This window comes from Egibacter rhizosphaerae (assembly GCF_004322855.1).
In the GTDB taxonomy this organism is placed as follows: domain Bacteria; phylum Actinomycetota; class Nitriliruptoria; order Euzebyales; family Egibacteraceae; genus Egibacter; species Egibacter rhizosphaerae.
In genome coordinates this window covers 3,449,477-3,471,623 of record NZ_CP036402.1, presented here as the reverse complement: position 1 = coordinate 3,471,623, position 22,147 = coordinate 3,449,477, and the positions used below count along the sequence as shown (strand labels likewise).

Annotated in this window: 21 protein-coding genes and 1 pseudogene; 11 read left to right on the top strand and 11 right to left on the bottom strand. The window is 71.6% G+C overall.

Annotated elements, in window-relative coordinates:
- Window positions 1-77 precede the first annotated feature (77 nt).
- A complete protein-coding gene (locus ER308_RS15990) occupies window positions 78-698 on the bottom strand; it encodes a hypothetical protein (RefSeq protein WP_131155921.1) in 621 nt (206 codons plus the stop codon).
- Between the two features lie 225 nt (window positions 699-923).
- On the opposite strand from ER308_RS15990, the gene ER308_RS15985 reads away from it, so the two are divergent.
- The gene (locus tag ER308_RS15985) at window positions 924-1,388 is read left to right on the top strand and encodes a YbhB/YbcL family Raf kinase inhibitor-like protein (protein WP_131155920.1); all 465 of its coding nucleotides are present in this window, start codon (window positions 924-926) and stop codon (window positions 1,386-1,388) included.
- Window positions 1,389-1,506: 118 nt separating this feature from the next.
- Here ER308_RS15985 and ER308_RS15980 read toward each other — a convergent pair whose 3' ends face one another.
- Window positions 1,507-2,007, bottom strand: a complete 501-nt coding sequence (locus ER308_RS15980) for a YbaK/EbsC family protein (protein WP_131155919.1) — start codon at window positions 2,005-2,007, stop codon at window positions 1,507-1,509.
- 147 nt (window positions 2,008-2,154) lie between these two features.
- Here ER308_RS15980 and ER308_RS15975 point away from each other — a divergent pair, with 147 nt between their 5' ends.
- Window positions 2,155-3,318 (top strand): MFS transporter, encoded by a 1,164-nt coding sequence (locus ER308_RS15975; protein WP_131155918.1) that lies wholly within the window; start codon window positions 2,155-2,157, stop codon window positions 3,316-3,318.
- Here the strand turns inward: ER308_RS15975 and ER308_RS15970 are convergent, their stop codons facing one another.
- On the bottom strand, window positions 3,319-4,755 hold the full coding sequence (locus ER308_RS15970; protein ID WP_131155917.1) for a deoxyguanosinetriphosphate triphosphohydrolase family protein: 1,437 nt from the start codon (window positions 4,753-4,755) through the stop codon (window positions 3,319-3,321). It lies immediately after the preceding gene.
- A 476-nt stretch (window positions 4,756-5,231) separates the two neighbouring features.
- A complete protein-coding gene (locus ER308_RS15960) occupies window positions 5,232-5,687 on the bottom strand; it encodes an archease (protein WP_165492161.1) in 456 nt (151 codons plus the stop codon).
- A gap of 262 nt (window positions 5,688-5,949) precedes the next feature.
- On the opposite strand from ER308_RS15960, the gene ER308_RS15955 reads away from it, so the two are divergent.
- Together ER308_RS15955 and ER308_RS15950 are read left to right on the top strand one after the other, a co-directional pair.
- The gene (locus tag ER308_RS15955) at window positions 5,950-7,365 is read left to right on the top strand and encodes an RtcB family protein (RefSeq protein ID WP_131155914.1); all 1,416 of its coding nucleotides are present in this window, start codon (window positions 5,950-5,952) and stop codon (window positions 7,363-7,365) included.
- A 67-nt stretch (window positions 7,366-7,432) separates the two neighbouring features.
- Complete coding sequence (locus tag ER308_RS15950; RefSeq protein WP_131155913.1) at window positions 7,433-8,560, top strand: DUF418 domain-containing protein; 1,128 nt, start codon at window positions 7,433-7,435, stop codon at window positions 8,558-8,560.
- Window positions 8,561-8,570: 10 nt separating this feature from the next.
- On the opposite strand, the gene ER308_RS15945 is transcribed toward ER308_RS15950, so the two are convergent.
- The 4 genes from ER308_RS15945 to cysD all read right to left on the bottom strand — a co-directional run bounded on the left by ER308_RS15945 (window position 8,571) and on the right by cysD (window position 11,442).
- A complete protein-coding gene (locus ER308_RS15945) occupies window positions 8,571-8,825 on the bottom strand; it encodes a hypothetical protein (protein ID WP_131155912.1) in 255 nt (84 codons plus the stop codon).
- A gap of 63 nt (window positions 8,826-8,888) precedes the next feature.
- Entirely contained in the window at window positions 8,889-9,221 is a 333-nt protein-coding gene (locus tag ER308_RS15940) for a PspC domain-containing protein (protein ID WP_131155911.1), read from the bottom strand.
- Entirely contained in the window at window positions 9,214-10,503 is a 1,290-nt protein-coding gene (locus ER308_RS15935) for a sulfate adenylyltransferase subunit 1 (protein ID WP_240731828.1), read from the bottom strand. The genes ER308_RS15940 and ER308_RS15935 overlap by 8 nt, the downstream gene beginning before the upstream one ends.
- Window positions 10,504-11,442: a sulfate adenylyltransferase subunit CysD gene (gene cysD, locus ER308_RS15930; RefSeq protein WP_420826168.1), complete on the bottom strand. Its 939-nt coding sequence runs from the start codon at window positions 11,440-11,442 to the stop codon at window positions 10,504-10,506.
- Between the two features lie 126 nt (window positions 11,443-11,568).
- On the opposite strand from cysD, the pseudogene ER308_RS23290 reads away from it, so the two are divergent.
- Together ER308_RS23290 and ER308_RS22860 are read left to right on the top strand one after the other, a co-directional pair.
- Window positions 11,569-12,192: pseudogene (locus ER308_RS23290) on the top strand (ERCC4 domain-containing protein); the annotation flags it as partial.
- Window positions 12,193-12,227: 35 nt separating this feature from the next.
- On the top strand, window positions 12,228-12,359 hold the full coding sequence (locus ER308_RS22860) for a hypothetical protein (RefSeq protein WP_276319851.1): 132 nt from the start codon (window positions 12,228-12,230) through the stop codon (window positions 12,357-12,359).
- 89 nt (window positions 12,360-12,448) lie between these two features.
- Here the strand turns inward: ER308_RS22860 and ER308_RS15925 are convergent, their stop codons facing one another.
- Window positions 12,449-13,207: an ATP-binding protein gene (locus ER308_RS15925; protein WP_131155909.1), complete on the bottom strand. Its 759-nt coding sequence runs from the start codon at window positions 13,205-13,207 to the stop codon at window positions 12,449-12,451.
- 53 nt (window positions 13,208-13,260) lie between these two features.
- A complete protein-coding gene (locus ER308_RS15920) occupies window positions 13,261-15,228 on the bottom strand; it encodes a hypothetical protein (protein ID WP_131155908.1) in 1,968 nt (655 codons plus the stop codon).
- A 438-nt stretch (window positions 15,229-15,666) separates the two neighbouring features.
- Here ER308_RS15920 and ER308_RS15915 point away from each other — a divergent pair, with 438 nt between their 5' ends.
- From ER308_RS15915 to ER308_RS15895, 5 genes are all read left to right on the top strand, one after another.
- Window positions 15,667-17,010: an amino acid ABC transporter substrate-binding protein gene (locus ER308_RS15915; protein WP_131155907.1), complete on the top strand. Its 1,344-nt coding sequence runs from the start codon at window positions 15,667-15,669 to the stop codon at window positions 17,008-17,010.
- A gap of 94 nt (window positions 17,011-17,104) precedes the next feature.
- Entirely contained in the window at window positions 17,105-17,989 is an 885-nt protein-coding gene (locus tag ER308_RS15910) for a branched-chain amino acid ABC transporter permease (RefSeq protein ID WP_165492160.1), read from the top strand.
- On the top strand, window positions 17,986-19,185 hold the full coding sequence (locus tag ER308_RS15905; protein WP_131155905.1) for a branched-chain amino acid ABC transporter permease: 1,200 nt from the start codon (window positions 17,986-17,988) through the stop codon (window positions 19,183-19,185). The genes ER308_RS15910 and ER308_RS15905 overlap by 4 nt, the downstream gene beginning before the upstream one ends.
- Window positions 19,163-19,897 carry an ABC transporter ATP-binding protein gene (locus ER308_RS15900; protein ID WP_131157053.1) on the top strand — a complete coding sequence of 245 codons (735 nt, stop codon included), beginning with the start codon at window positions 19,163-19,165 and terminating at the stop codon, window positions 19,895-19,897. Before ER308_RS15905 ends, ER308_RS15900 begins: the two co-directional genes overlap by 23 nt.
- The gene (locus ER308_RS15895; protein WP_131155904.1) at window positions 19,890-20,594 is read left to right on the top strand and encodes an ABC transporter ATP-binding protein; all 705 of its coding nucleotides are present in this window, start codon (window positions 19,890-19,892) and stop codon (window positions 20,592-20,594) included. Before ER308_RS15900 ends, ER308_RS15895 begins: the two co-directional genes overlap by 8 nt.
- A 142-nt stretch (window positions 20,595-20,736) precedes the next feature.
- On the opposite strand, the gene ER308_RS15890 is transcribed toward ER308_RS15895, so the two are convergent.
- The gene (locus ER308_RS15890) at window positions 20,737-22,110 is read right to left on the bottom strand and encodes an amidohydrolase family protein (RefSeq protein ID WP_131155903.1); all 1,374 of its coding nucleotides are present in this window, start codon (window positions 22,108-22,110) and stop codon (window positions 20,737-20,739) included.
- Between the last annotated feature and the right edge of the window lie 37 nt (window positions 22,111-22,147).

Genomic DNA, 22,147 nt, shown 5'->3' with positions numbered 1-22,147 from the left:
ACGCGGGCGGGGACTTGTGCACCTGTGCACCCGCGCCCGCCCAGGCAGCGTTCCACCGAGCAGGTCGGCGGGAGCGCTCAGTTCAGAGTCGCGCCGGGGTCGGCCGCCTCGTCGTCGACGACCAGGCCGAGTCGCCGCTCCCCCTCCGGGGCGAGGTAGAGATCATGGCCGAGCGTGGCGCAGCGCGCCGCTTGTGCTCGTACGTCCTCGGGCGATGCTGACACCGAGCCCTCCGCGAGAGCGACGAGCGCGTTGGGCAGGTCGCCCACGACGCTCTGTCCCGGCGGGCCCTCCTCGACGAACGGCTCTCCCCACGACACCGAACCCGGGCCCACCTCGACGGGCCAGAGCACGCTGCGCTGATGGGTCTCGTCACGGGACGCGTCCACCCGGTACACCGTCACCGCCCGCTGGCGCAGGTCCCCGACGCCGGGCACGACCGGGGGCATCGGGTCGTCGAGCGACCATGCCCGCGCCCCGATCGACAGGGCGATGCGGTTCGCCCCGAGCGGTACCGCCAGTGCGGCCACCTCGACCACCGCGTCGAGGTGCGCGCCCCGCTCGAACGGTCGCAGGAAGGCCAGTAACAACGGCTCCTCGCCGGTGAAAGCAGCCACCGCCGGCCCGACCTCCCCCGCCTCCTGCAGGTCAGCGTCGGCCTCCCCCAACAGCAACTCCTCCACGTGCTCCCACTGCATGCCCGCTCCCCTCGCCGCGTGCCGTGTGCGCACGAGAACGTGCCCGCGCACAACCCGGTGGCGGGCGGATCACCGACCCACGCCTGTGGACACGTCCGCGGACGGGCACGGCCCGTTCCCTCCGTCGACGCCCGTGGCCCACGCTTGCCGGGGGAGGGAGTTGCAAGCAGGCCGTCGTCGGGTAGGCCCTTGTGGAACGCAGCCCCCGGAACGAAAGGAGTGGCCTTGGGTCTGAACATCGCCGACCTCGCGATCACGAGCCCGGCCTTCAAGTTCGGCGAGCGCATCCCGACCCGCCACACCGGTGAAGGCGAGGACGTCTCCCCCGAGCTCCAGTTCCACGGCGTTCCCTCGGGCACGCGCCAGCTCGCCGTGATCTGCCACGACCCCGACGCCCCGCTACCGCACGGCTTCACGCACTGGGTGGTCGCCGGCATCCCGCCGGACGCGGGCGGCATCCCCGAGGGCGGCGGCGGCCGGTACGTGCAGGGCGCGACCGACTTCGGCAAGAACGAGTACGGCGGGCCGTTCCCCCCGGACGGTCACGGGACGCACTTCTACTACTTCTTCCTCTACGCGCTCGACGCGGAGCTGGATGTGCGCGAGGGCATCACGCGCCTCGAGCTCCTCGACAAGATCCAGCCGCACATGATCGAGATGAACCGGCTGGTCGGAACGTACGAGCGGTAGCCAGCCAGCAACCCTCGACGCCCGACGTCGACCCCCCGGGCGGACGCTCCCGCCCGGGCAGGGCCCACCCACTCACCCGGGCAGGGCCCACCCACTCACCCGGGCAGGGCCCACCCACTCACCCGGCAAGCGGGAGCACGAGGTCGTCGATGACCTCGGCGCCCGGCAGGGCCCGCAGACCGTCGGGGCCCACGACGACCTTCAGTCGACGGCTGCCGCCGCCGACCACGATCCGCGCGTGCTCCAACAGCCCCGCGTCCAGGTAGACCGGCCAGCCCTCCGGGAGACCAAACGGGGTCACCCCGTCGGGGGCCATCCCCGTGCGCGCACGCGTGTCGTCGGCCGCAGCGAACGAGGCCTTGCGCGTCCCGAGCAGCCGTTTCACGCGGCGGTTGACGTCGAGGCGTCGCGTCGCACGCACGACGCACGCGCCGTAGACCGGCTCCGCGGCCTTGCCGATCACGGCGATGCAGTTGCCGGCCGCGTCGGGGTCCTCCCCGTACTCGCGGCAGAAGTCGGCCGTAGCCGCATGCGTCGGATCGATCCACAGGAGCTCGTGGTCCACGCCCAGCTGCTCCAAACGGTCGCGCACGCGCTGCTCGGTCTCCTCGTCGGTCATGCCCATCGGTCCTCTCGCCGCGATGTCGTCCTCGGCCGCTCGGGCACCGCAGCGTAGTCGCCCGCGAGGCACACACGACTAGGATCCGGTGCCTCGCGCGAGGTGCCGGCGGGCACGGTCGCGCCCGTCGGATTCGCAGAGGAGCTCATGCCCGCCTCGAGCGCGCGCCCATCGGTGGTGTGGATCTTCGCCGTGACCGCCACCGCGGTCTCGACGAACACGCTGATCGCGCCGTCGCTCCCGGAGATCACCGCCGCGCTCGACGCACCGCGCTCCGCCGCGGGGCTGCTGATCGGCGCGGGGACGCTCCCGGGCATCGCGCTCGCCCCGATCATCGGCGTGCTCGCGGACCGTCGAGGCCGCCGGCGGGTCCTCGTGCCGTGCCTGGTGATCTTCGGGGTGACCGGGGGTCTGGGCGCGCTCGCACCGGATTTCCCGACCCTGGTGGGTCTGCGGCTGCTGCAGGGCATCGGCTCGGCGGGACTCATGAACCTCGCCATCGTGCTGATCGGCGACCACTGGGAGGGACCCTCCCGGTCGCGGATGATCGGCCGCAACGCCGCGGTGCTCACCGTCTGCCTCTCGATCTTCCCGCTGATCGGCGGGACACTGGCCGAGGTGTTCTCGTGGCAGGCGCCGTTCCTGCTCTACCCGGTGGGCCTGCTGACCGCCGCCGCCATCCGGCTGCGCCTGCCCGCTGACCAGCCGCAGACCGACGCGAACCTCGGCCGGCAGCTGCGCGGCGTCAAGCCGTTGCTCACCGCGGGGCCACTGGTCACCATCCTCGCCAGCGGGGGCGTGCTGTTCGCCGTGATCTTCGGGCTACTCGTCACCGTGCTGCCGCTCTACCTCGAGAGTGCGTTCGGGGTCGGGGAGACGCTCCGCGGCGTCGTCCTGGGAATCCCGGCGATCGCGAACATGGCGACGTCGCTGTCACTGGGACGGCTGCGAGCCCGGTTCGCCCCCCGGGCCCTGTTCGTCGCCGGCAGCGCGTTGCTCACCATCGGCCTGGGGAGCGTGCCGCTGATGCCGACCTGGGTCGGCGTGATCGGCGCGATCAGCGTGTTCGGCCTCGGGGAGGGGATCCTGCTCCCCCTGTTGCAGGACCTGGCGACCTCCCTGGGGGAGGCCGCGCAACGCGGCACGATCGTCGCGCTGTTCGTGAGCATCGCCCGCCTGGGCCAGACGGTCGGACCGGTCGCCAGCGGCGCGGTGGTCACCGGAGTCGGCGAACCCGCGGCGTTCGCCGGTGGCGCGGTGGTCACGCTGATCCTGGGGACCTCGCTGGCCGTGATCGGTCGGCGTCTGTAGTCACTCGAAGTCGAAGAACGCCGCATCGACCTGACCCGTGAGCCGGCGGTGCAGCCGCGCTGCCTGGGCGTCGGTCATTGCACCGACGTGGTCGGCGATCGTGCGCAGCACCTCGACGTCGCCCTGCGTGTCGCCACGATCGAGCGCCTCCCGCACCGACCGTTGGAGGTCGCGCGGGAACATCCCCAACTCGCGCCGCGGACCGCAGGCCGCCTCGGCGTAGATCCGGAACAGCTCGGCCACGATGCGCCGCTGACCCCGCTGGTAGGTGGCGGTGCGTGGATGATCGATCACGTAGATCCACGTCATCTCGCGCAGCACATCGTTGCGCAGGCGCAGCTCACGGGGGATCTGCAGGTCGTTCCGGTGGCGCCGCGGCGGGGCGGTGGGATCGGCGGGCGCGACGCCGCGGGTGAACAGCTCGAACAGCCGTTTGCGCATGACCCGCAGCGCGTGCTGGCCCGCCGCCGAGCCGTCGAACTCCCCCGCGAGCGTCGCGAACGCCGCGAACGGCCCGCCGCCCTCCCCGAACAGACCGTGGACGGTGCGGTCGAGCTCGTCCGCGGTCGGCCGGCCCTCCGGGTCCTCGCCGGCTCCCTCCTCGACCGGGGCGGAGGGGGACGCCGCCTCGTCCGGTTTCCCGTCCGCGAGCTTGCCGCGGCGGGCCAACCGCTGGGTCAGCTGCTCGGCGAAGCGTTCGCGCGCCACCGCCGACTGGGTGAGCATCTCGAGCGGGACGAGTCCGGCGACGTACCAGTCCTCGATGTCGTGGACGGCGTAGGCGACGTCGTCGGCCCAGTCCATGACCTGGGCCTCGAAGCTCTTCGCGTACCGTCGCTCCGGCGGCACCGGCGAACGCACGCGGTCGGCCTCGGCCGCCTCCGTCGGGTAGAAGCACCACTTCGCGCGCTCGAACTCGTCGCGGTACCACGGATACTTGATGCTCGCGTCCAGCGTGCCGCGCGTGAGGTTGATCCCGGGGAACGCACCGCTGCCGGACAGCACCCGGGTGACGAGGCGAAAGTTCTGGGCGTTGCCCTCGTAGCCGCCGACGTGGTCCGGCTCGAGTCCCCACGCCCGCGCGGTCTCGTCGACCGCCTCGCTGAGCGCTTCCTCGCCGATGTGCCCGAAGGGGGGATGTCCGAAGTCGTGCAGGATCGCCGCCGCCTCGCAGCAGTCGGGATGGGCGCCGAGTCGTTCGGCGAGCCGGCGGGCCAGTTGGGCCACCTCGATCGTGTGGGTGAGGCGAGTGCGCAGGAACTCGGCCTCCCCCGGGGCGACGACCTGGGTCTTGCCCTGCAGCTTGCGGAACGCGGTGGTGTGCACCAGCCGGTCGTAGTCGCGGGCGAACGGCTGGCGATAGTCGTCGGGGTCGTCGTAGGCGGGGTGGCGAGCGAGATCGTCGGGCTCGTAGCCGAGGTCGAGCGCACGCGTCATCGGGTCCCCTGTATCGGGCTCAGCATTGGCCGGGCAGTGTAGGCGCTGACGCTCCCGGCTCCGCGGGTGGGGACCCGGCGGCTGGCGAGCCCGGCCGGTGGCAACCCCGCGGGTGGCGACCCCGCGGGTGGCGACCCGGCGGGTGGCAACCCCGGCGGCTGGCGACCCCGCGGCTGGCGACCCGGCGGCTGGCGACCCCGGCGGGCGCCGAGCCCGGCCACAGAGCAAGTCGCCCGTCCCACGCACACTCGATCCCACGGTGCGGACACGACCGGTTCCCGCTGGTCGCGCAAACGACCACAGCGTGGCAATCGTGCATCGAACGCACGCCTCTTTCGCCCGAGTGTGGACACAACTGGCGCCTCCATCCGGCGGATCCGTCCACACCGGCCACAACGGTCGACGAGCAGTGCGCACCGCGGACACTGAACACCCACATGAGTGCTGAACCGTCCACACCGCCGTCCCGACCGTCGCTACAGGTCGAGCAGCACCTGCCCGCGCCATCCATGCCGATCAGGCTCCAGCGCCGTGCCATGCCAGGTCGCGGCCTTGGGCGGGGCGCCCCGCAACGACAGGCCGTGGAGCGGTACCACGACGAACGTGCCCGCCAGCTCGACGTCTCGGGCACCGGCTCCCGCCGACCCGTCCGCTGCCTCGACGGCGCAAGCGAGCTCGCCGTCGACGTCGAGCCGCGCGATGACCTCGTCGACGAGCTCGACGAGCAGAGCCGGCGGGTCCGCCCCCACGAGTCGGAACGGCCGACGCTCCGCTGCCCCGGCCGCTTGCCGATCCGCAACGTGCTCCGCGACTGCGCGGACGACCGCGTCGGCGCAGGAGGCGAGGTCAGGTCCGCGCACGTGCAGTCGAAGGTCCGAGCCGTAGGGCTCGGTCCAGGCACTGGCGCCGTCCCGCCCGGTCACCCTCGCCATGCCGCTATCGTCGACCATCGGGAGCAAGCCTCACCGCATGCGCGGGCGGGTACGCCTCCTGCCGGTATGAACGCCGACGCGGCCGCCGCACCGCCGACGCGAACAGTCAACCGCCGCACACGCCGACGCGGGCGCCGAAGTCGCCCGCCGCACCGGCCGACGCGAACAGTCGACCGCCGCACCGGCCGACGCGACCCGCCGAAGTCACGCCACCGAGCCGGCAGGCAGCCGGTGCCGAGTGCACGATGAGGAGGAGGCCGCGATGCCCCAGCCAGCCGCCACCGAGCCCATCGTCGAGCTGCCCGCCTCCGAGGGCATGCACGTATCCGGCATCGTGTTCGCCAGCCGCGAGCTGCTCGGCGACGAGCCCGGCGACGTCTTCGACCAAGTCCGCGCGGTGGCGACGTTGCCGGGGATCGTCGAGGCGTCGTACGCGATGCCGGACGCGCACGTCGGTTACGGCTTCCCCATCGGGGGGGTCGCCGCGACCGACATCACCGAGGGCGGGGTCGTTTCGCCGGGCGGGGTGGGGTTCGACATCTCGTGCGGCGTCCGCCTGATGGCCGCACCGGTGGCTCTGGGCGAGCTGCACGGGGACCAGCTCGGACGGCTGCTCGACGCCCTGGCCGCCCTGGTGCCCCACGGCACGGGACCGGGCGGTCTGTGGAAGCTGCAGCGGCGCGACCTGAAGCGCCTGCTCGTCGAGGGCGCGGAGCTGACGGTGGCCGAGGGCCACGGCACCGAGGCCGATCTGGCCCGCATCGAGGACGGCGGGCGCCTGGAGGGAGCGCGAGCCGACGTCGTCGGCAAGCGCGCGCTCGAACGAGGCCAGTCGCAGCTCGGCAGCCTCGGCGGCGGCAACCACTTCCTCGAGGTGCAGGTCGTCGACGAGGTGATCGACCCCGAGCGGGCCGCGGCGTTCGGCCTGGGGGAGGACCAGGTGGTGGCCACGGTGCACTGCGGCTCCCGCGGCCTCGGCCACCAGGTCTGCAGCGACGCGATCAAGCAGCTGCAGCCGGCCATGGATCGCGCGGGTATCACGGTCCCCGACCCCCAGCTCGCGTGCGCCCCGGTCGACAGTCCGGAGGGCCGCGACTACCTCGCCGGGATGGCCGCCGCGGCGAACTTCGCGCGCGCGAACCGCCAGTTGATCGGCGAGGCGATCCGCGACGCGTTCGAGGACGTGCTGGGGACCCGCGACGTCCGGCTCGTGTACGACGTCAACCACAACATGGCGGCCCGTGAGCGGCACACGGTGGACGGGCGCGACCGCGAGCTGTGCGTGCACCGCAAGGGCGCGACCCTCGCCCTGCCGGCCGACAGCCCGCAGTTGCCGGACGACCTGCGCCCGCACGGGCAACCGGTGATCGTGCCCGGCTCGATGGGGACGAGTTCGTGGGTGCTCGCGGGCGACACCGGCCGTGCGTTCGCCTCGACCTGCCACGGCGCGGGGCGTCAGCGCAGCCGCGCGCAGGCCCGCAAGCGCATCCACGGCAACACGCTGCGCGATCAGCTGACCGGACAGGGTCTCGAGGTCAGGGCCAAGAGCGCCGCCGGCCTGGCCGAGGAGGCCCCCGACGCGTACAAGGACGTGGACGAGGTCGTGCGGGTCTGCGAACAGGTGGGGCTCTCGCGGCGGGTCGCCAGGCTGCGCCCCCTCGGCGTGGTCAAGGGCTAGGCGCCGGGCGAGCCCCGTGGCCGCGCGCCCACCTGACGCCCCGACGCCCCTGGATATCACCGAACGGGTGTCGAGCCTCGACGCGCTCCGCGGGCTCGCGGTCGCGGGCATGCTGCTGGTCAACGTCGTCTACATGACCGCCCCCGTGAATCGGCTCCTTCTGGCGGGCGAACCCCTGCCGGGGGGCGAGGCCGACCGGGCCCTGGTGGCGGTGGTCCGCGTGGTGGCGGAGCACAAGTTCCTCCCGCTGTTCGCGGTGCTCTTCGGGGTCGGGCTCAGTCTCGTCGCCACACGGCTGCGCGCCCGCGGGATCGATCCGGGCGAGGTGCTGGCCCGCCGCCTGCTCGTTCTGTTCGGCATCGGCCTCGCCCACGCCGTGCTGCTGTGGAGCGGCGACATCCTGGCCGCCTACGGGGTGCTCGGCATCGTGGTGGTGGGGTTCGTCGGCCGCTCGCCGCGACTCGTCGCGGGCGTGGGGGTGGTCGCCCTCGTGGTCGCACCCGCGGTGCGATGGGCGTTCACCGACGGCGGGACAGGCGCCGGGAGGACCGAGGCCGCACGGCAGCTCGCCGCCGAGGCGGATGCCTCGTTCACGAGCGGCTCGTTCGGGGCCATGACCGCCCAACGGATCGACGAGTTCGCGATCACCGCCTTCGGCCACGCGGCCGATGGTCCGCACCTGCTCGGGCTCATGCTGCTGGGACTCGCGCTCGCGCGTTGGGGGGTCCCGGCGCGCCCGTGGCCGTCCGTTCCGCCGTGGGCCGGGGCAGTCGGGATCGCCGCGGCGCTGGTCGTGGGGCTCGCCGCATCGATGTACGCCGTCGGGGCGGGCTCCGACACGTTCGCCGGCATGATCGCTCGCGACGCGGGGGGAGTGCTTCTCGGCGGGACCTACGCGGTGGGGCTGCTGTGCTGGCTGCGGCGCCGACCCGACGGGCGACTGGCCCGCGTGCTGTGCCCGCTGGGACGCGCGGCGCTCACGGCTTACGTCCTGCAGAGTGTCCTGGTCGCCAACGTCGTGTACTGGAGCGGCGGGTTCGGCCAGGTCCCGGTCTGGCAGGTCTATCCGCTGGTGTTCGCGGTCCTGGCCGTCCAGGTCGCGGGGTCGCGCTGGTGGTTGCGCCGCCACGCCCACGGCCCGCTCGAGGGGGTGTGGCGTCGTCTCACCTACGCGCGTGCCACGGCCGCCAGGTGACCCGACGGCGTCAGCGCCTCCGCCGGGCCGACGGCTCGTCGTCGGGCGGGCGCATGCCGAGGTAGAGGACCGTGCCCGCGACCGGCAGCACCAGCTGCACGACGAGACCAGCGATCCAGAGACGCACCGGCGCGCCCGCCCGCACGGCGTGCCGCAGGCGTCCCACGTTGTCGAGCACGCCGCGCACCACGAAGGAGGCCGCCATCACGACCACGAAGAACAGGGCCACCGAGGCCAGCGTCGGCTCGCCCGTGAACGGCCACATCCGGCTTCCTTGTCGACGACGCGCCGTGCGGTCCGGTCGTCCGATCGGCGTCACGCGCCCGGGTCACTCGCCATCTCGAGGGCTGCGCAGCGCATCCCGGACACCCTCGAACACGCGCCGGCCCTCCCCCACGACCTCCTCGACGTTGGCTCTCGCCACGTCACCGGGGGAGGCCGCGCGCTTGTCGGGCGTGGGCAGCACGACCCACAGGATGACGTAGGCGAGCAAGCCCCCGCCGCCGAGCAGGAGCGTCGCGAGGAACACGAGCCGTGCGACGATCGGCTCCAGCCCGAAGGCGCGCGCAAGCCCCGCGGCGACGCCGCCGATCAGCCGCTCGTCCGGGCGGCGCTCGAGCCGCCGCTCGGTACCGCCGGTGCCCCCTGCTCGATCAGCCACGGTCGAGGATCATACCCGCGCCGACGGTCGAGTCGGTCTGTTCGTCGACGAGCACGAAGCTGCCCGTGGAGCGGTTGCGGTCGTAGGGGTCGACGCACAGCGGCGTGGTGGTGCGCAGCCGGACCCGGCCGAGATCGTTGGCGGCGAGCCGGTCGGCCTCCGGGTCGCGGTGCAGCGTGTCGACGTCGAGGCGGTAGACGACGTCGGTGATCATGGCCCGCGCATCCCGGGTCGTGTGCTTCAACGCGTACATGCCGCGGGCCGCGAGCGGACGGTCGCTCATCCAGCACACCATCGCGTCGAGCTCCTGGGTCACCTCGGGTCGGTTGCGGGGGCGGGCGAGCATGTCGCCCCGGCCGACGTCGAGATCGTCGGCGAGCCGCACCGTCACCGCCATTGGTGGGAACGCCTCGTCCACCTCGCCCTCCAGGGTGTCGATCGCCTCGACCGTGCTCTCGAAGCCGCTCGGCAGCACGACCACGTCCTCCCCCGGACGCAGGATCCCCGCGGCCATCGTCCCCGCATAGCCGCGGTACTCGGGGTTGCGACGCCGTGTGACCCGCTGCACGGGGAAGCGCGTGTCGACCAGGTTGCGATCGCTGGCGATGTGCACGGTCTCGAGGTGGTAGAGCAGGGACGGCCCCTGGTACCAGGGCATCGCGTCGCTGCGAGTGACGACGTTGTCGCCGTGCAGGGCCGAGATGGGGATGAAGGTGACGTCGGTGGTCTCGAGCTTCGCGGCGAACGCGGTGAAGTCGTGGACGATCCGCTCGAAGGCGTCCTCGCGGTAGCCGACGAGGTCCATCTTGTTCACCGCGACCACGACGTGGGGGATGCCGAGCAGGCTCGCGATCGACGCGTGCCGCCGCGACTGCTGCGTCATCCCCTGCTGGGCGTCGACGAGCACGACCGCGAGGTTCGACGTCGACGCGCCGGTCACCATGTTGCGCGTGTACTGCTCGTGGCCGGGCGTGTCGGCGATGATGAACTTCCGCCGCGGCGTCGCGAAGTAGCGGTACGCGACGTCGATGGTGATGCCCTGCTCGCGTTCGGCGCGCAGCCCGTCGGTGAGCAGCGCGAGGTTCACGCCGTCGTCGCCGAGCGCCGCGCTCGCGGCCTCCACCTGCTCGAGCTGGTCGGCGAACACCTGCTTCGAGTCGTACAGCAGTCGCCCGATCAGCGTCGACTTGCCGTCGTCGACGCTGCCGGCGGTCGTGAACCGCAGCAGGTCCATGCCCGTGCGCGAGACGTCGTCGGGCAGCGCGGTCACGGGATCGCCCATCTAGAAGTAGCCCTCCCGCTTGCGGTCCTCCATCGCGGCCTCGCTCACCCGGTCGTCGGCGCGGGTCGCCCCGCGCTCGGTCACCCGCGTGGCCGCGGTCTCGGCGATCACGTCGGCGATGGTCTGCGCACTCGACTCGATCGCCCCCGTGCAGCTCATGTCCCCGATCGTGCGGAACCGCACCTTCGCACGGAACGGCTCCTCGCCCTCGAGGGAGGGCCGCATGTGCTCGCCGACGGCGTACAGCATCCCGTCGCGTCGGAACACCTCGCGCTCGTGGGCGAAGTACAGGCTGGGCACCGGCATCGCCTCGGCCGCCAGGTACTGCCACACGTCGAGCTCGGTCCAGTTCGACAGGGGGAACACCCGCACGTGCTCGCCGCGGCCGACCCGCGCGTTGTAGAGGCTCCACAGTTCCGGCCGCTGCTGGCGCGGGTCCCACTGGCCGAACTCGTCGCGGTGGCTGACCACCCGCTCCTTCGCGCGGCTGCGCTCCTCGTCGCGGCGCGCACCCCCGAACGCGGCGTCGAAGCCGTGTTCGGCGATCGCGTCGAGCAGCGTCACCGTCTGCAGCCGGTTGCGGCTCGCGCGCGGGCCCGTCTCCTCGACCACCCGGCCCGCGTCGAGCGAGTCCTGCACGTGGGCGACCACCAGCCGCTCCCCCAACGCGTCCATCACGTGGTCGCGGAACGCGATGGTCTCGGGGAAGTTGTGCCCGGTGTCCACGTGCATGACGGGGAACGGGAACCCCCCGGGGCGGAACGCCTTCTCCGCCAGCCGCAGGAGCACCAGCGAGTCCTTGCCGCCGCTGAACAGCAGCACGGGCCGCTCGCGCTGGGCGGCCACCTCGCGCATGATGTGCACCGCCTCGGCCTCGAGCGCGCGCAGGTGACTCAGGACGTAGTGGCTCATCGCGGCGAGGTTATCGCGTCGCGACACCGACCGGCCGCGCCGCCCGACGGCGCAGCCCCCCGTGCCGGGCATCGGCCCCCGACGAAGCAGCCCCGGCGCCGGGCATCGTCCGGATGCCGGACATCGGGATCGCTTTCCTCGACACTGTCGACCATGGACGAGGACCGGTTCGTCGTCGCGCACAACCCCGAGCCGGGCAGCAAGCTGCCGTACCTGTTGTGGCTGCCGCTCGAGGGGGGCGTGACCCTCAAGGCGAAGGACGTGTGGCCGCGGACGGGCCGCGTGTTCTGCTTGGAGGTCGACGAGTGGCCCGAGGAGGTGGAGACGGTCGACACGCAGCCGGTCCGCTCGATCCGCCGTCGCGGCGTCGCGGTCGACCTCATCCTGGAGCGCGGACGGGAGAGCCGCAGCCAGTTCGTGTTCACCCGGCTCAAGGACGGTCGTCCGGCGGTCTTCTGGCAGACGGCGAAGGCGGCTCGCGCGGCACGACCGGGGCAGCGCGTACCGAGCCGTCGCGCGCAGGGGATCGACGAGTTGGTGATCGCCCGCGACCGTCGGGAGCGCTACGGCTACCGGTTCGCGACCCAGAAGGCGAGCGTGCGCGACGCGACCCTGCGGGCGGGCGACTACGCGGTCCTCGACGTCGACGAGGCCCCGTGTGCCGCCGTCGAACGCAAGTCGGTCGACGACCTCGTGGGCGGGCTCGTCGACGGCTCGCTCGCGTTCCAGCTTGCCGAACTCGACCGCGCCGCGGTGGTCGTGGAGGCCGTTACCCGCAGCTGCAGCAGGTCGAGCACACCCAACCGGGCTTCGTGCTCGACCTCCTGGCGCGCCTGCAGGTCCGGTATCCGACCGTGCCGATCGTCTTCGCCGACTCGCGCAAGATGGCCGAGGAGTGGACCTACCGGTTCCTCGCCGCCGCCCATGCGGAGCTGTCGGAGTGACGACCTCGGGCCCCTCGCACACCCCGCGCAGTGGGGGCGCGCACGCTCCCGGAGCGCGGTGCCCGCTCGCTCTCCCGGGCGTTGCCCGCTCAGCCCTCCGGAGCGGTGCCCGATCCCGCGTCCGCCGTGTCGTCCTGCGAGGGGGCGAACCCCTCGACGAAGCGCCGCAGGGCCTCGGCGTTGGCCTCGGCGGGCTCGGCGGCGTCGAGCACGAGCGTCGGCACCTCCGCGCGCCGGATCCGCTCGACGGCACGCCGCCACGAGTCGAGGCTACGCCGGGTTCGTTCCACGACCTGCTGCTCGGACAGCCCGCGGTGCGAGCGGGCCCGCTTGCTCCGCTCGACGATCCGCGGCTGGATCAGGTCGGCCTCGGCGTCCACGTGCACGTAGGCCGCGCCCATCTCCGGGCGCTGCAACGTCTCCCGCAGGGTCTCGCCGCTGTGGCGATGGTTCAGCAGCGGCGGGGCGCCGGCCTTCACGAAGGCCTCGTCGACGATGAGCACCTGGTCGGGGCGTAGCCGTTCGGCCGCGTGCTCGAACTTGGCGAAGACGTGGTTCAACGCCTGGGTGCGCTCGAACATCCGCGCTGCCGCCGGCTCGTCACGGTCGAGCGCGGCGCGCCCGAGTGCCCGGAACAGGAACGCGGCGAACTCGGGATGGTCACGGACGAACCGTCCACGCGGCTTGAGGCCCCGGACACCGTCCCACGGACCCCCGCTCGCGTACTCGGGGTCGAGGGCCCAAGGGCCGTCGGGCCGCCGAGCCCCGGCGCAAGCATGCAGGATCGTGGTCTTGCCCACCCCGGGTGCCCCGAGCACCTCGACGTAACGTGGCAGCGGCAGCGACATCACCCCTTCGACTCGGACCGCGCCGTCCAGCCCTCGCGGACCCGGCAGCGCGACTAGATCGTGGGCCGGCCGACCCCCTGGGCCTCGTCCTCCGCGACGCGCTCACGGTCCTCGAGGGCGGCGCGGTCCTCGGCGTCAGCGTCGGCCTCGTCGCCACCGTCGGCGTCGGCCCAGACCTCGGCGTCGGCGTCGGCCTCGGCGTCAGCGTCGGCCTCGGACCCGGCCGCGGCCCCGTCGTCGACGCGCTGCTCGACCTCGGTCGGGAAGTCCTCGTCCCGCAGACCGAAGAGGGGCAGGGCCTGCTCGACCACGCGCAGCGCCCGCTTGGGCTCGCCGGCCTGGGCCAGCGTCTCGACCTGGTACAGCGTGCTGGCAGCCACGAGCGCGCCCAGGGCTCCCTCGGCCGGGATCCGATCGACCCGCTGCAACCGCACCGCGGACCGCGACAGCCACGCCAGGCCGTCAGCGTCGAGATCGAAGCCGGCACCGACCGGCTCCAGAGTCCACGAGCGCCAGTCGATCAACCGCGGCTCGCCCTCGTGGTCGCGGACGATGTTGTTCTTGCCGATCTTCGCGTTGATGAGCGCGAGTGGGAGGCTCGCCGCCTGCTCCCGTAAGCCCGGCAGCGCGTCACGAAACCCGTTGTACGCCGCCTCCGCCCACGGCTCGTCGGTGGCGAGGTCGAGCGCGGCCAGGCCCTCCTCGTCGAACCGGTCGGCCAGCAACGGCCGCGCGCGCGAGTACGCGCGCACGAAGTTGTGGGGAACCTCGAGCGCCCACAGGTGGCGCAGCAGGTCCCGCCGGGCCTGCTGCTGCGCAGAGCGCCGCTCGAACGGGGCCGCGCCGCGCCACTCGACGATCCGCGCCTGGAAGCCACGTTCGACGTATTCGGCCACCCGGGGCAGGCACCGCAGCTCGTCGGGCCCGAACCGGGCGAGCAGGTAGTCCTGATACCCGAGGCCCTTCGCGCCCTTGGTGGTGTAGACGTACTCGCGGAACGCGGGCTCGCCCTCGGCGGCATCGGGATCGACGTACAAGTCGAACGTGGCGTGGTTGCGGTTGCCGCTATCGGTGAACCGGGAGTCGACGACGGCCGCCAGCCCCGGCGCGGTGCCCTGCGCGGCGAGCGCGTGCACGCGCTCGAGCCGCCGGGAGCGGGCGAAGTGCTGACGCAGCTCGGGCCCCTGGCTGTTGTCGCGGGGGCGCAGCTGCGCGTTGTGGTAGACGAGCGCGCTGATCTCTTCGCGATTGCGGGCGAGGTCGAGGGCGCCGGCGGCGAACTCGCCGAACCCGTTGAACATCTGGCGACTCAGGATGATCGACACGATCCCGATCAGGATGTTCAGGTCGTCGGCGAGCAGGAACGCCCCGACCAGGAACAGGAACACGAGCATGAAGTTGACGGCCCGCAGCTTCTTGACCAGGGCCTTGGTCTCGCCCGCCACGTAGGCCCCGGCGCGACCCAACGATCCGAGGTCGGTGCCCCGGCGCAACAGGACCGCGCAGGCGAGGAACTCGAGGATCATGACCGCGGCGGCGAAGCCGAACAGCGCCGGGAACAGCACAAGGCCGCCCAGCAGCGCGACGCACCCGAACCCGAGCTTGGCGACGCTCCCGGTCACCAAACGGTAGTGGCCGCCGGCCCAGTTCTCCTCGTTGTCCGACAGCGGGACCTGGCCGATGCTCGTGCGCAGGCGCTCCACCCCGCGGGTCGCTGCGCGCTCGGACAACGACTCCAGGTTCACCGACAGGACGTACAGCACGAGCGTGCCGATGGCGAGCACGCTGATCCACGGAGTGCGCGTCTCCTCGCTGATCCAGAAGAAGTAGCGGGGGATGCCGTCGCTGCCGACGAGGAGCACGACCTTGAGCGGCAGCATGAAGGCGATGACGCCCGCGATGTGCGACAGGACGCTCGTCACGATCGTGCCCACGGTCGCGGGCCGGTCGATCCGCATGAGCTGACGGACAACGCCTCCGAGCCAGTGGAACAACTCGAGGGTCACGGCGGGCAAGGACATCGGCTCGGAGCTCCGGTCGGCATCGTGGTCCTCGCGCGGCCGGTGAGCCGCTGCGCACCGTGTCGCGCTCGGACCTCGGACTGTGCCGTCTCCAGCGTAGCCCCCGCCACCCCCACCACCCGGCGAGCCCGGATCGGCCGACGGCCCACGCCCGGTCCGCGACGCCCACGAGCCCGCGCACGAGCCCCACGATCGCCCGACGGCCCACGCCCCTCACTCCCCGGCCCTCGGCCCAACCTCCTTGGCGCAACACTGCCGGAAAAACGATTGCAACAACCCATTGACAGCGTCGCAATCGTTTGCTGCGATCAGCGCCCTCAGGATCGAGGCGGATCAACGACAACGGTGGGTCGGTCAGTACCTCGGTCCCGGTGCAGACAGGCGACACCGCGACGAAGCGCGTTGATCGAGAAGCGGCGCTCTCTGGGAGGGTTGGACATGACGGCAACCACAGGCTGGTTCAGACGCTGCCTCGTGCTCGTGGCACTGCTCGCCCTCGTGGCGGCGGCGTGCGGGGAGGACAACGGCGAGGACGACGGCGAGGACGCCGCCGAGGCCGATGCGGACGAGGCCGAGGGTGATGCGGACGAGCCCGAGGGCGATCCGATCGAGATCGGGGGGTCGCTCGCGCTCACGGGCGGCTTGGCGCCGACGGCGGTGATCCACGAACTCGTGGCCGATGAGTACGTCGAGTGGCTCAACGAGGAGCAGGGGGGCCTGCTGGGGCGGCCGGTCGAGTGGTCCGTCATCGACGACGAGTCGGAGCCCGAGCAGTCGGCCTCGGCCTACGAGCGCCTCATCACCGAGGACACCGTCGATCTCGTCATGGGGCCCTACGGCACCGCGAACATCACCGCCGCGATGGCGGTCGCCGAGCGGCACGGGTACGTGTTCCCGCACCACACCGCGAGCCTCACGTACGCCTACACCTACGACAAGCACTTCCCCACCTGGTTCGTCGGGCTCGACACCCACTACACGACCCCCGAGAAGGTGTTCGAGGCGTACGAGACGACCGATGATCCCCCCGAGACCGTCGGCTTCGTCGTGAACCGCTTCCCGGGTACCGACTTCCTCGCCTACGGCGTCGACGAGGACGAGATTCCCGAGGGCTCCGTGATCGAGCCCGGCGGCGGGGCCGCCCAGGTCGCCGAGGAGATGGGGCTCGAGGTCGTGCTCGACGTCAGCTTCGACATCGGCACCACGGACTTCATGCCGATCGCCTCGCGCATCGAGGAGGCGGACCCCGACCTCCTCTACGTGGGCGCGCTCGGCGAGGACGGCCCCAATCTGCTGGCGGCCATGGAGCAGATCGACTACCAGCCGCGCAACCACTTCTACCAGTGGCCGTCCCCGGGCCCGATGGTCGACGCCGGGGAACTCGGTGACGGCGCCACGAGCGTGACGATCTTCGAGGACGCCGAGGCCTACCTCGATAACGAGGGCGGCGACGTGCTCGTCGAGCGCTTCACCGAGGCGGCCGAGGAGGAGGGGCTCGGGTACACGGCGCCCGAGACCCAGGCCGGTGCGTCATGGGCGGCATGGCAGATCCTCACCGCGGGTGTCGAGGGCTGCGAGTGCCTCGACCACGACGAGATCGGCGAGTGGATCCGCAACAACGAGGTCGAGACCGTCCAGGGCACCCTCACCTTCGACGAGGACCGCCAGAACTACGGCGACGACATCCAGACGATCAAGCAGATCCAGGACGGCACCTGGAACGTCGTCTGGCCCGACGACATGGCCGAGGAGGGCGCCGACCTCGAGGGGCCGCTCCGCTGATGTCTCGGCGCAGCGCCGGGACGCTGCGATCCACGAAGGGTCCCCCGGTCGTCGTGCCGGCCGGGGGACCTCGAGAAGGAGAGGAGCGGCCAACGTGCTGACGATCCTCACCCAGACGCTCGTCACCGGCATTCTCCTGGCCGGGCTCTACGCCATATTCGGCCTCGGCCTCAGCCTGGGATGGGGCCTCTTGCACACGATAAACTTCGGGCACTTCGCGAACGCGTTCCTGGCCGCCTACGTGACGTTCGAGCTGACCCGCACCATCGGCTGGGACCCCCTCGTGTCGTTGGTGGTGACCATCCCGCTGGGCGTGCTGCTCGGCATGGCCCTGCAGGTGTTCGTCACGGTCACCAAGATCGACGTGTTCGGGACCCTGATCGTCACGTTCGGCTTCTTCCTGATCATCGAAGCCGCCATGACGATGATCTGGACCGCGGACCTCGTCCGGATCCCGCTCGAGGCGAACCCGTACTTCACCATGGCGTTCCGGGCGGGACCGCTCGTGATGCCGGCGATCGGCCTGTTCGCCGTCCTCGCCGCCACGGTCGCGTGTGGCGGGGTCTATTGGCTGCTCAACCGGACCTACGCGGGCAAGGGGATCCGCGCGTTCGTCCAGGATCCGGAGATGGCGGGCCTGTTCGGGGTCAACTACCGGAGCCTGTCGATGCTGGTGGCAGCGATCGCCGGTGGCACGGTCGGGGCGACGGGCACGCTCATCGCCCTGCTGTTCGTACTGACGCCGTCCGCGGCCGAGCTGTGGGTGGCGGTCATCTTCGCGGTCGTCCTGCTCGGCGGTCTCGCCAATCCGGTGGGCATCGCCGGCGCCGCGCTGATCATCGGGCTCGTGGAGTCGCTGACCCGCCAGTTCGCCGACCCGGCCATGGCGCGGCTCACCGCCCTGGTGGTCCTCATCATCGCGCTGATCTTCAAGCCCGAGGGCCTGTTCAAGCCCGTGGTCGAAAGGGCGCACGAATGACGGGTACCTCGCCGTTCCGGCCACGGACGATCCTCGCGTGGGTGGCGGTGGCCGCGGTCCTGTTCGCCGTCCCCACGATCCAGGACAGCCTCGGCACACCGCTGTACCACATCATCTTCCTCTACTCGGTGTTCTTCTGGATCACCCAGGCGACGAGCTGGAACATCTTCAGCGGGTACTCCGGCTACTTTAGCTTCGGGCAGGGGGCGTTCTACGGTGCCGGGGTCTATTGCACCGCGATCCTCGTGACCCGGCACGACTTCACCCTCCTGCCGTCGCTGCCGGTCGGCGCCATCGTCGGCGCGCTCATCGCGCTGGCCAGCGGCGTGCTCGTGTTCCGGCTGCGCCGGCTCACCGGTGAGATCTTCGCCCTCTTCTCGCTCGCCATCGCCCTGGGGCTGGGGGCGCTCGCCAACAACTGGGGGGCCATCGACGGGGGCCGCGGCATCACGCTCGGCAGCGTGGACTACCCCGAGTTCCTCGGCGACACCAACCAGATGCTCTACTACGTGGCCCTCGTGCTGATGCTGGGGGCGGTGTTCCTGGCCTTCTCGATCCAGCACTCCAGGTTCGGTTTCGGGTTGTTCGCGATCCGGGACGACGAGCGGGTCGCCAGCGGGCTCGGCGTGCCGGCACTCCGCTACAAGCTCCTGATCTTCTCCCTGAACGGGGCGATCGCGGGGATCTCCGGCGCGCTGCACGCGGTGCAGATCAACTTCGTGAGCCCGGCGAGCGCGTTCGGGATCCGCATCCCCCTGTTCGTGATCGTCATGAGCGTCGTCGGCGGCCGTCGGCACTGGCTGGGACCCGTGGTCGGTGCCGTGCTCATCTACACGGTCAACGACCGGCTCGTGGGAGCGGGGCTCGCCGAGGTCGCGCAGATGCTGCTCGCGGTCGTGCTGATCCTCGCGACGGTCTTCCTCAAGGGCGGGATCATCGTGCGGTTGCGGGAGCGCCCGTGGCTCGCGCTCGGGGCCGGTGCGGTCGTCCTGGCGGTGCAGATCGTCGTGCTCGACAGCTCGATCATCACCGACGCCGCCGTCGCCATGATGGTCGCGCTGGCAACGCTGTTCCTGCCCGAGCGCGTCTACGAGCTGATCCCCGGCGTCCGCACGCCGTCCGAGCGCTCGGACGACAGCGGACCGGAGGAAGAGGCGGTGGAAGGGGAGGACGATGACCGCGTCACCCATACTTAGCTGCCGGGACGTCACCAAGACGTTCGGGGGCCTGACCGCGGTGGACGGGGTTGACCTCGATCTCTACGAGGGCGAGATCCGCGGCCTCGTGGGGCCGAACGGGTCCGGGAAGTCGACCCTGATCAACGTCCTCACGGGCTTCCTGTCGCTCGACTCGGGCAGCGTCACGGTGGACGGGACGAGGGTCGAACGGCTGCCCGCGCATCGCGTCAGCGAGCTGGGCGTGGCCCGCACGTACCAGATACCCCGCCCGTTCGCGACCCTCTCGGTGATCGAGAACGTGCAGGCCGCCTCCTACTTCGGCAACGCCAAGCAGCGCCCCACGGACGTCCGCGAGGAGGCCGCCCGGTGGGTCGCCTTCGCCGGGATGCAGGACCTGGCGCACGAGGCACCGGACGCGCTCACCTTGCACCAGCGCAAGCTGCTGGAGCTGACCCGCGCCCTGGCGACCCGTCCGCGGGTGCTGTTCCTCGATGAGGTCCTCACCGGCCTGAACCAGCAGGAGCTGGCCGAGGGGATCGCGCTGGTGAAGCGCATCAAGGAGGTCGGTATCAGCATCATCGTGGTCGAGCACATCATGCGGGTGATCCTCGACCTCTGCGATCACCTCACCGTGCTCAACTTCGGCAAGGTCATCGCCCGGGGGGCGCCCCGTGAATGCCTGGAGGACGAGGACGTGATCGCCGCGTACCTGGGGAAGTCACATGCTTGAGATCAGCGGCCTGCACGCAGCCTACGGGGACGCCCGCGTCCTCTCCGACATCTCCCTGTCGGTCGGGGAGGGCGAGATCGTGGCACTGCTCGGACCCAACGGCGCCGGCAAGACCACGCTCGTGAAGAGCGCCTCGGGCACCCTGCCGCCCACCGCGGGCACCGTGCGCCTCGGCGACGCCGAGCTCACACGGCTGAGGCTGCACCACGTGGCCGCCGCGGGGCTCGCCGTGGTCCCCGAGGGGCGGCGATTGTTCACGCGGCTCACGGTGCTCGACAACCTCGAGGTCGGCGCCTACACGCGAGAGGCTCGCGCACACCTCGATGAGACCCTCGCTCGCGTCTACGAGCTCTTCCCGGTGCTGCGGGACCGCACGCAGCAGCAGTCCGGCACCTTGAGCGGTGGCGAGCAGCAGATGCTCGCGATCGGCCGAGCGCTGATGGCCCGCCCCCGGTTCCTGTTGATGGACGAACCGTCGCTCGGGCTCTCGCCGTTGCTCGTCGGGCAGATGTTCGCCCTGATCCAGCAGGTGGCCGAGCTGGGCCTCGGCGTCCTGCTCGTCGAGCAGAACGTGGCGCAGGCGCTCGAGGTGAGCCAGCGCGGCTACGTGCTCGAGGAGGGCTCGATCGTCGAGGAGGGCACGCGCGAGCAGCTGCTCGCCAGCCCCCGGGTCCGCGAGGCTTACCTCGCCCTCTGAACTCCCGCCCGGGCGGGAACGGATGCACCAGTGAACGAAAGCCCGCCCAGGCGGCGGCGAGGCGAACCCGCCCGGGCGGGAACGGGTGCACCAGTGAGGTAAACCCCGCCCGGGCGGCGGTGAGCCGACGGGTGGACGCGGCTCAGACCCCGGCGAGCACCGGCCAGGAAGGCTTCTCCGGCACCTGATTCGCCAGCCGGTCCCGGGCCGCCTCGAGCTCGTGGCGCACCGGGGTGAAGTCGTCGACCAGCCGGAAGTCCCGCTTGCGAAACTCCCCGGCGACCAGCACCGACTCGACCGTCCCGACGTCCGCGGAGAGCACCACGGTCGCGACCGGGTCGATCATCGGGGCCGTGGCCGGGCCGGTCCCGTCGATGAGCACGAGGTCGGCCTGCTTGCCCGGCGTGATCGAGCCGGTCCGGTCGCTCAGCCCGGCGACGCGGGCGCCGTCGATCGTCGCGAGGCGGAGCATGTCCCGAGCGGTCGGGGCCGTCTCGGGCAACGGGACGTCCTGCTGCCAGCAGTCGGCGTTCACCTGCACGCGCTCGGTGCCGAACGCCGCCCGCATCTGCGTGAACATGTCGCCGGGGTTGGTGGTCACCACGTCGATCGACAGGCTCGCGGGCACGCCGTGTCGACTGCACGGGCCGGTCGGCGGCCACCCGTGGCCCATCTGCGCCTCGATCTGCGCGGCGATCGACACGTTGCCGCCGGTGTCGGCGACGAGTTGCCACTCCTCGTCGTCGAGGTAGCAGGCGTGCACGTACGTCGTGTCGGGGCCGAGGAGGCCGAGGCGGTTGAGGTTGTGCACCATCGCGAAGCGGCCCGCCAGGCGCCCCATCGCGACGTGCACGGTGATCGGCAGGTCGAGCTCGCGCGCGAGACCCCACTCGGCGACGACCACGTCGTCGACGCAGAACCCGGGTCCACGGGTGGCCAGCGCCATGGTGAGCAACCCGTCATCGGATGCGAAGTAGGTGTCGCGCACGCGCCGCACGTCGTCGGCCGGCATCGCGATCGTCGACTGGTTCCAGTAGTCGTTCAGCGAGGTGTTCGCGCTGCCGTAGGCGTACTGCGCGCGGATCCCCGACTTGCGCAGCCCGTCGATCGCGGCGTCGGGATGCTCGGGGGTGTTGTTGATGTGCGACCAGTCGACCAGCGTGGTGATCCCCGCGTTGAGGCATTCGAGGGCCCCGGCGTGGTTGCTCACCCGCACGTCCTGTGGCGAGTAGACGGGAGCGAAGTTGTCGAGCACCTCGACGAAGTAGTCGTCGAGGGTCGAATTGGGAGCGCAGCCGCGCAGCGCCGTCTCCCACGTGTGCCGGTGGGTGTCCACGAAGCCCGGAATCACGATCCGGCCGGTGGCGTCGATCTCCTCGGCGTCAGTCACCGCGAGGTCAGGGCCCACCTCCCTGATCGCGTCGTCCTCGATCAGGACGTCCGCGCGCGGCAGGTCCCCGATCTGATCGTCCATCGTGAGTACGAAGCCATTGCGCAACACGCGTCGACGCGCCATGTTCCCACCTTTCCTCGCAACACCCCGGGACCCTCGG

Coding starts and splice junctions, on each gene's coding strand:
- ER308_RS15990 (WP_131155921.1), bottom strand. CDS start 698: ATGCAGTGGGAGCACGTGGAGGAGTTGCTGTTGGGGGAGGCCGACGCT.
- ER308_RS15980 (WP_131155919.1), bottom strand. CDS start 2,007: ATGACCGACGAGGAGACCGAGCAGCGCGTGCGCGACCGTTTGGAGCAG.
- ER308_RS15975 (WP_131155918.1), top strand. CDS start 2,155: ATGCCCGCCTCGAGCGCGCGCCCATCGGTGGTGTGGATCTTCGCCGTG.
- ER308_RS15970 (WP_131155917.1), bottom strand. CDS start 4,755: ATGACGCGTGCGCTCGACCTCGGCTACGAGCCCGACGATCTCGCTCGC.
- ER308_RS15960 (WP_165492161.1), bottom strand. CDS start 5,687: ATGGCGAGGGTGACCGGGCGGGACGGCGCCAGTGCCTGGACCGAGCCC.
- ER308_RS15955 (WP_131155914.1), top strand. CDS start 5,950: ATGCCCCAGCCAGCCGCCACCGAGCCCATCGTCGAGCTGCCCGCCTCC.
- ER308_RS15945 (WP_131155912.1), bottom strand. CDS start 8,825: ATGTGGCCGTTCACGGGCGAGCCGACGCTGGCCTCGGTGGCCCTGTTC.
- ER308_RS15935 (WP_240731828.1), bottom strand. CDS start 10,503: ATGGGCGATCCCGTGACCGCGCTGCCCGACGACGTCTCGCGCACGGGC.
- ER308_RS15925 (WP_131155909.1), bottom strand. CDS start 13,207: ATGTCGCTGCCGCTGCCACGTTACGTCGAGGTGCTCGGGGCACCCGGG.
- ER308_RS15920 (WP_131155908.1), bottom strand. CDS start 15,228: ATGTCCTTGCCCGCCGTGACCCTCGAGTTGTTCCACTGGCTCGGAGGC.
- ER308_RS15915 (WP_131155907.1), top strand. CDS start 15,667: ATGACGGCAACCACAGGCTGGTTCAGACGCTGCCTCGTGCTCGTGGCA.
- ER308_RS15905 (WP_131155905.1), top strand. CDS start 17,986: ATGACGGGTACCTCGCCGTTCCGGCCACGGACGATCCTCGCGTGGGTG.
- ER308_RS15900 (WP_131157053.1), top strand. CDS start 19,163: ATGACCGCGTCACCCATACTTAGCTGCCGGGACGTCACCAAGACGTTC.
- ER308_RS15895 (WP_131155904.1), top strand. CDS start 19,890: ATGCTTGAGATCAGCGGCCTGCACGCAGCCTACGGGGACGCCCGCGTC.
- ER308_RS15890 (WP_131155903.1), bottom strand. CDS start 22,110: ATGGCGCGTCGACGCGTGTTGCGCAATGGCTTCGTACTCACGATGGAC.